The sequence below is a fragment of the Armatimonadota bacterium genome (assembly GCA_031081585.1).
GTDB lineage: Bacteria > Sysuimicrobiota > Sysuimicrobiia > Sysuimicrobiales > Humicultoraceae > Geohabitans > Geohabitans tengchongensis.
The window spans coordinates 1-6887 of the sequence record JAVHLY010000059.1; the positions used below are offsets into that span (position 1 = coordinate 1).

The window sequence follows — 6887 nt, forward strand, 5'->3', positions numbered from 1 at the left end:
CCCGGGCCAGGCCTCTGGGGGTGAGGACGTAGGAGACTTCCTGTCCGACACCCACGGGCCGCACGTAACCCATGGCCCGGGCCATCCAGCAGCCGGCCAGCAGCTCCTCGGCGGGCATCCCCAGGAACTCGGCCAGGCGGAAGACCGGGTAGCCCATCGGGAAGCGCCGCTGCGCGCCGTAGAGCGCCCGGAGCGCTCCGTCGACGAGCTCCTCGACCTGCTGCTCGGCAGCACGGGTCGCGGACGGCCCCGCCGGCCGGTCCGCCGACATCCCTCCACCCCCTCACTTTCGGCAACCAGGATTCGATGCCCAACTGCGGCAGGGGGTAGACGTGCGAGGCGCCGGCCTTCCCCCCACAGGGGCGACAGGTCCCGGCGCCCCGGGTGACCCGTCTGTGGGCGGGGTCGCTTGACCTTCCACCCGAGGGGAAGGTATAGCCTCAAGACACCCCTCCCTGGAGGTCGGCACCGATGGAGGCTCCACCCGCCATGCTGACGATCGGTCACCTGGCGCGGCTCGCGGGCGTCGGCACGAAGACGCTCCGCTACTACGACCACCTCGGCCTCGTCCCGCCGGCGTCGCGCTCACCGGCCGGCTACCGCCTCTACACCCCCCAGACCCTCGCCCGGCTGGCATTCGTCTGGAAAGCCAAGGCGCTCGGCATTGCGCTGGCCGACATCCGCCGCATCCTCCTCGTCCGTGACGAGGGCCGGCCGCCCTGCGCGCACGTGGCGGCCCTCGTCCGCGCCAACCTGGCCAGGGTGGAGGCGCAGCTCGCCCACCTCGAGCGTCTGCGGCGGGACCTGCGGCGCCTGCAGCGGAGGCTGCGCCGGGCGGTCCGGGCCGAGCCCCGGTCGGCAGAGGACTGCCCCTGCTTTGCGCTCATCCAACATCCGCCAGCGTCCCGCCCCCGGCAGCCCCGCCGACGCGACCGGGCGGGGCGCAGGCCGGGACGAGGGCGGAGATCCGGGCAAGCGGGAGGTCCGCGAGACGATGGCTAGGGCGCCGCACACCGACGAGATCTACGACCTGGTCATCCTCGGCTCGGGGACGACCGCGTTTGCGGCGGCCATCCGGGCGGCCGAGCTCGGGCGGACCGCGGTGATGACGGAACACCGCGTCCTGGGCGGCACCTGCGTCAACCGCGGCTGCCTGCCCAGCAAGAACCTCATCGAGGCCGCGCGCGTCTACCGGGAGGCGACGCACCCCCGCTTCCCCGGCCTCCTCCCGCGCGGCATGGACCTGGATGTCCGCGCCCTCATCCGGCAGAAGGACGAGGTCGTCCACGACTTCCGGGACCGGAAGTACCAGGCCATCGTCGCCGACAGCGACCGCATCACGGTGCACACGGGCCGCGCCCGCTTCGCTCCGGACGGGGCGGTGGAGGTGGACGGCCGCCGCCTCCGCGGCCGCCATTACCTCGTCGCCACCGGCTCCCGCCCGGCGCTGCCACCCATCCCGGGGCTCGACCGCGTCCCCTACCTCACCTCCGACCTACTGGCCGCGGACGAGGCGCAGGAGCTGTGGGAGCTGCCGCGCTCCCTGCTCATCGTGGGAGGCGGGTACGTCGCGTTGGAGCTCGGCCAGCTCTTCAGCCGCCTGGGCAGCACGGTGACCGTGCTGGAGCGGAGCGCGCGGCTGCTGCCGGCCCACGAGCCCGAGGTTTCCGCGAGCGTGGCGGAGCTCCTGCAGGCGGAAGGGGTGAACGTGGTGACGCGGGTCGCGGTCACCGCCGTGGAGCCCGCGGGGGAGCGGGTGGTGGCTTTGGCCCGCGTCGGCGGCGTGGAGGCGCGGTACGAGGCCGACCGGCTGCTCGTGGCGACCGGCCGGCGACCCAACACCGACGACCTCGGCCTGGAGCACGTGGGCGTGGAGACCGACGAGCGCGGGTTCGTGCTGGTCGACGAGTCCCTGCGCACGACCGCTCCCGGGATCTGGGCGGCGGGGGACGTCATCGGGGCGCACACCGGCAGCCACCTGGCCACGCCGGTGGGCGCCCACGACGGCGTGATCGTGGCGGACAACGCCCTGGGCGGACGGGACCGTCGCGTCGACCACACGGTCATCCCCCGCACGATCTTCACCGACCCGCAGGTGGCCACGGTGGGCCTGACGGAAGCCGAGGCGGTGCGGCGGGGACACCGGTGCTGGTGCAGCAGCGTGCCCCTGGGGGTGGTCCCGCGCGCAGGCGCGGTGCGGGACACCCGCGGGGTGGTGAAGATGGTGCTGGACCGGGAGACGCGGCGGGTGCTGGGGGTCAGCATGGTCGGCCGGGACGCCGGGGAGGTCATCCACGAGGCGGCGATGGGCCTGCGGTTTGGCGCCACGGTCCACGACTTCATCGACCTGGTCCACGTCTACCCGACGATGGCCGAGGCCCTGAAGATCGTGGCCCTCTCCTTCTTCAAGGACGTCGAGCGGCTCTCGTGCTGTGCGGAGTAGGCGGGTGACGGGGAGGACGCCGGCGCCGCTTCGGGCTGGACGCCCGGACTAAGACGTGACGCGGACGCCAGGCAACGGGCAGCTCGCGCAATGCCCGGCGGACCGGAGGGCGCTCGCCCTCACCTGAGTCCGGTTCGTGCCAGCGTTTGCGGTGGGCTCTCGACCGTGAGGCCCGGATAGCCCCTGAAGTCGTCCACGTTGTACGTGCACAGGATATCGATGCCGTGCGCCCGCATCTGCGCGACGAGTAACGCATCGAAGATGTCCTGGCCGGACGGCCGACGTGAGGCGATGATGCCGGTCAGGATGTCCAAGACCTGCGGTGTGAGGTCGAACGTCCGCAAGCCCGCCCGGAGCGCATTCATCTCCTGCCACGCCACCTCCGGTTCAAGGGGGGTCCTGATGCGGCGGGCATCGGTGAGCACCGCGTAAGCCTCGATGAGGACCTGCGGGACCAGGGCGCCGGGAAGCGTGCCGTCGAGCGCGGCGTCGACGACCGCGCGGCTGTCGTGGTGCTCCCCGGCATCCTCGTTGAGCGCATAGACCAGGACGTTCGCGTCGGGCAGGATCATCGACTGAGACGCCGCGCGTAGAGCTCGGCGCGGCGCCACGCCTGGACCTTGCCCAGACGGTACCGACCCAGACGCGGCCTGACCGCTGCGAGGTAGCGGCCCAATGCTTCCAGGACCAGATCGTTCTTAGGCCTGCCCGTCTTGCGGCTCGCCTCGTCCAGATCGCGCAGCAGGGCCTGCTTGTCCGCTGGCACGTAGATGTTGAGCTGCACGTCTTCTCACCCAGCGCCGATAATGTCACTAGTGCCTATGGCTTGTCAATAGTCTAACGAGGAAGGTCTCGCGTGGCCACCCGGCAGCCTGGAATCGACTTGCCAGGAGTCTGGCCTTGCCAAAGCCAAAGACCGGGCGCACGGAGGCTCGACCTAGGATTTCCGGCAATTCAGAGCAGAGATGGAGCAGGCCAGGAAGGTTGCTGTGAGCCGTCAGGGTGGTGGACCGGAGGGGATTCGAACCCCCGACCTCCGCAGTGCGATTGCGGCGCGCTCCCAGCTGCGCCACCGGCCCGAACACGTTCATTATAGCCGCCGCCTGCAGGCAGCGCCACCATCGTCGGACGCTGGATGCGTCCCTTACAGGCGCCACCGTCGCCGGACGCAGGATGCGTCCCCTACAATCAAGGAGGATGACATTCCTGGCGCACGTGCCTCCGGCCCAGCCCCTCTCCCTCTCCCTGTGGTCGTGGGAGCCCGAGGTGCTGGCGGCGCTGGCCGCGGGGACGGCAGGCTGGCTGTGGGTGTCCACCCGCTTTCCCACGCGCCGCCCGCAGCGCCTCTGCGGCTGGGCGGCGCTCGCGGTCGCCGCGCTCGCCCTGCTCTCGCCGCTCCATGCCGCCGCCGAGCGATCCTTCACCTTCCACATGGCCCAGCACCTGCTGCTGATGATGGTCGCGGCCCCGTTGCTCGCCCTGGCGCTCCCGTCGGCGTTTCTGGGGTGGCTGCGCCGCCGGCGCGTCCTCGGCCCCGTCGTCACCGCCCTGTGGACGCCGCTGCCCGCCTTCCTCCTGTACCACGCCGTGCTCTTCGGCTGGCACCTCCCCGCCCTCTACGACGCGGCGCTGCGCGTGGAGGCCCTGCACGCCCTGCAGCACGCCACCTTCCTCCTCGGCTCGCTGGCGCTGTGGGGCGTGCTGCTGGCCCCTGATCCCCACGTGGTGCAGGCCACGGTGGGCGGGCGGATCGCGCTGGTGCTGGCCGCGAACGTCCTCAACTGGCTGCTGAGCTTCGCGCTGGCGCTGGCCGAGCGGCCCCTCTACGCCGGCTACGTGGCGTCGGTCGGCGCCCCCATGGCGCGTCCGTGGAATCTCTCCCCGCTGGACGACCTCCGCCTCGGCGGTGGGGTGATGTGGGTCATGGGCAACATGACCTTCGGCCTGGTACTCCTGTGGCTCGTGCTGGCGGCCCTGGACCGGGAGGGGCGGCGCGTGGGAGAGGGCGTCTCCTACCGCTGAGGCACGCGCGGCCGCGGCGCTGGCGGCGGCTCCGTGCCGCGGTAGGGGACGGGGATGTACTCCACCGACGGGCGGCGCTGCGCGGCCTGGGGGAAGAGGTCCATGAGCCGGTAGACCTCCTCCGGCATGTCAGTGGAGACCGGCAGGCCGAGCGCCCGCACCTCCTGCACCGTGATGGGGTAGTCGTGGGTCCAGGTCCCCTGGGTCAGCACCTCGGCCAGGCGCGCCGCTTCCTCCGCGCCCATCTTGTCCCCCAGGAGGTCCTGCACCACGCTGCGCACCTGGCGCTGGGCCTTCTCGGCGATGTCGGCCAGGATGATGGTCTGGTCGTCCACCTCCTGGATGGGCTTGCGCTGCAGGACCGTCAGGATGGAGGCGGCCGGGAACTGGCCGAGCTGCGGGTCGATGGGGCCGAGCACGGCGTGTGGGTCCATGACGATCTCGTCCGCCGCCATGGCGATGAGGCTCCCGCCCGACATGGCGTAGTGGGGCACGAAGACCGTGACCTTGCCCTTGTGCTCGCGCAGGGCGCGGGCGATCTGCTCCGCGGCCAGCACGAGGCCGCCGGGGGTGTGGAGCAGCAGGTCGATGGGCATCTCCGGGGGCGTCAGGCGGATGGCCCGCAGCACCTCCTCGGAGTCGTTGATGTCGATGTAGCGGACGATGGGGAAGCCGAGCAGGCTCATCGTCTCCTGGCGGTGGATGAGGGTGATGGCGCGGGAGCCCCGGCGCCGCTCCAGGCGCTGCAACAAGGCGATCCGCGCCCGCTGCAGCATCCACCGCTGCACGGCGGGCTGGATGGCCGAGAGGAGGAGGAAGATCCAGAGGAGGTCGACGAGGCTCAAACCGATCCCCCCGGAGGGACCGTGACCGGCATCGGGACGATGACCCGCATCGGCACCTGGGTTTCTCCCCCGGCCGTCGCCTCCTCCTGCCGGCGCCTCACCAGGCGGGCCGGAGCGGGAGGACGAAGATCGTCGTGATGGCTGCCCGACGGTCGGAGCTGCTCGCCGTCACCGCCCTGTTCCTGCGCCTGGGGTTCACCGCCTTCGGCGGCCCCGCCGCGCACATCGCCATGATGCGCGACGAGGTGGTGCGCCGTCGGCGCTGGCTTTCCGATCAGGAGTTCCTCGATCTGCTGGGCGCCACCAACCTCATCCCGGGCCCCAACTCCACAGAGATGGCCATCCACATCGGCTACACCCGGGCGGGGTGGCCGGGGCTGGTGGCTGGCGGGGCGGCCTTCATCCTGCCGGCTGCGCTCATCGCGCTGGCCATGGCCCGAGCCTACGTCCGCTACGGCACGACGCCCGAGGCCACCGCCCTGCTCTACGGTGTCAAGCCCGTCATCATCGCCATCGTGGCCCACGCCCTGCTCGGGCTGGGCCGGGCGGCCCTGCGGGGGCCACTGCCGACGGTGGTGGCCCTCATCACCCTGGCGTTGTTCTTCCTCGGCGTGAACGAGCTGTGGCTCCTCCTCCTGGCCGGGGTGAGCGTCATGCTCCTGGCCAACCGCCGCCGGCTCGGAGCGGTGCTGACCGGGGGGCCGGGCATCCTCTGGGCCGCCATCGCGCACGGCGGGCCGGGGTGGCCTGGGGTGCCCGCGGCCCTCCCTGCGGCGGCGGCCGCGTCGGCGGCGGGGGCCGCGCCCTTCGACCCGACGATCCTCTTCCTGGTCTTCCTCAAGATTGGTGCGGTGCTCTACGGCGGCGGCTACGTGTTGCTGGCCTTCCTGCGGGGCGACTTCGTCGAGCGCCTGGGATGGCTGACCGACCGGCAGCTCCTCGACGCCGTGGCCGTGGGGCAGTTCACGCCGGGGCCGCTCTTCACCACCGCGACCTTCATCGGGTACCTGCTCGGGGGCCTGTCCGGAGCGGCGCTGGCGACAGCAGGCATCTTCCTGCCGGGGTTCCTCTTCGTGGCCGCCAGCCACCCCTTCATCCCGCGCCTGCGCCGCTCGCCGTGGCTGGGGGCCCTGCTCGACGGCGTGAACGCCGCGGCCGTGGCGCTCATGGCCGGCGTCACCTGGCAGCTCGGGCGGGCGGCGCTGGTGGACCTACCTGCCGTCCTGCTCGCGCTGGCGGCGGCGCTCCTGCTGGTCCGCACCCGGGTGAACTCGGCCTGGCTCGTCGCGGGGGGCGGCGTCGTGGGGTTTCTGCTCAGGAGCCCCGCCGGCTAGCCCGCCGCCCGCGCTCGCTCTCGCACCAGGCCGGCAGGCGGTCGAGGTCGACGAGCCGGCCGACCCCGCAGCGACGCTTCCAGCGGTCGTACACGCTGTAGACCACCTCCTCCCGCAGCTCTGCCGGATCGTCGGCGGCCAGCAGGCTCCGGAAGCAGCGCTCCAGCCGGGCGTAGTACACCGGTGGGAACTTTGCGGCCACGTTCTTGCGGTAGGACTCCGCTGTCTGGGGCTCCTCGCCCC

The 6887-nt window shown here is 72.1% G+C and carries 9 protein-coding genes and 1 tRNA gene; 4 read left to right on the forward strand and 6 right to left on the reverse strand.

All coding sequences use genetic code 11. From position 1 onward, the window contains the following. A partial coding sequence (locus RB146_13845) for a hypothetical protein (GenBank protein ID MDQ7830047.1) occupies window positions 1-271 on the reverse strand: 271 nt, incomplete at its 3' end. A gap of 218 nt (window positions 272-489) precedes the next feature. On the opposite strand from RB146_13845, the gene RB146_13850 reads away from it, so the two are divergent. Further along, entirely contained in the window at window positions 490-1002 is a 513-nt protein-coding gene (locus RB146_13850) for a MerR family DNA-binding protein (protein ID MDQ7830048.1), read from the forward strand. Continuing rightward, on the forward strand, window positions 995-2443 hold the full coding sequence (gene merA / locus RB146_13855) for a mercury(II) reductase (protein MDQ7830049.1): 1449 nt from the start codon (window positions 995-997) through the stop codon (window positions 2441-2443). Before RB146_13850 ends, merA begins: the two co-directional genes overlap by 8 nt. A gap of 119 nt (window positions 2444-2562) precedes the next feature. On the opposite strand, the gene RB146_13860 is transcribed toward merA, so the two are convergent. The 3 genes from RB146_13860 to RB146_13870 all read right to left on the reverse strand — a co-directional run bounded on the left by RB146_13860 (window position 2563) and on the right by RB146_13870 (window position 3522). Continuing rightward, window positions 2563-3015, reverse strand: a complete 453-nt coding sequence (locus tag RB146_13860) for a PIN domain-containing protein (protein MDQ7830050.1) — start codon at window positions 3013-3015, stop codon at window positions 2563-2565. Next, entirely contained in the window at window positions 3012-3227 is a 216-nt protein-coding gene (locus tag RB146_13865) for a hypothetical protein (GenBank protein ID MDQ7830051.1), read from the reverse strand. Before RB146_13865 ends, RB146_13860 begins: the two co-directional genes overlap by 4 nt. 219 nt (window positions 3228-3446) lie before the next feature. After that, window positions 3447-3522: transfer RNA gene (locus tag RB146_13870), tRNA-Ala, on the reverse strand. Window positions 3523-3640: 118 nt separating this feature from the next. Between RB146_13870 and RB146_13875 the strand changes: the two genes are divergently transcribed. Further along, window positions 3641-4465, forward strand: a complete 825-nt coding sequence (locus tag RB146_13875) for a cytochrome c oxidase assembly protein (protein MDQ7830052.1) — start codon at window positions 3641-3643, stop codon at window positions 4463-4465. On the opposite strand, the gene RB146_13880 is transcribed toward RB146_13875, so the two are convergent. Then, a complete protein-coding gene (locus tag RB146_13880; protein ID MDQ7830053.1) occupies window positions 4456-5310 on the reverse strand; it encodes an ATP-dependent Clp protease proteolytic subunit in 855 nt (284 codons plus the stop codon). The two genes, RB146_13875 and RB146_13880, sit on opposite strands and share 10 nt — an antisense overlap. A 137-nt stretch (window positions 5311-5447) precedes the next feature. Here RB146_13880 and chrA point away from each other — a divergent pair, with 137 nt between their 5' ends. Next, entirely contained in the window at window positions 5448-6644 is a 1197-nt protein-coding gene (gene chrA / locus RB146_13885; protein MDQ7830054.1) for a chromate efflux transporter, read from the forward strand. On the opposite strand, the gene RB146_13890 is transcribed toward chrA, so the two are convergent. Then, window positions 6625-6887, reverse strand: a 263-nt coding sequence (locus RB146_13890; protein MDQ7830055.1) for a hypothetical protein, incomplete at its 5' end; no start/stop codon positions are given. The two genes, chrA and RB146_13890, sit on opposite strands and share 20 nt — an antisense overlap.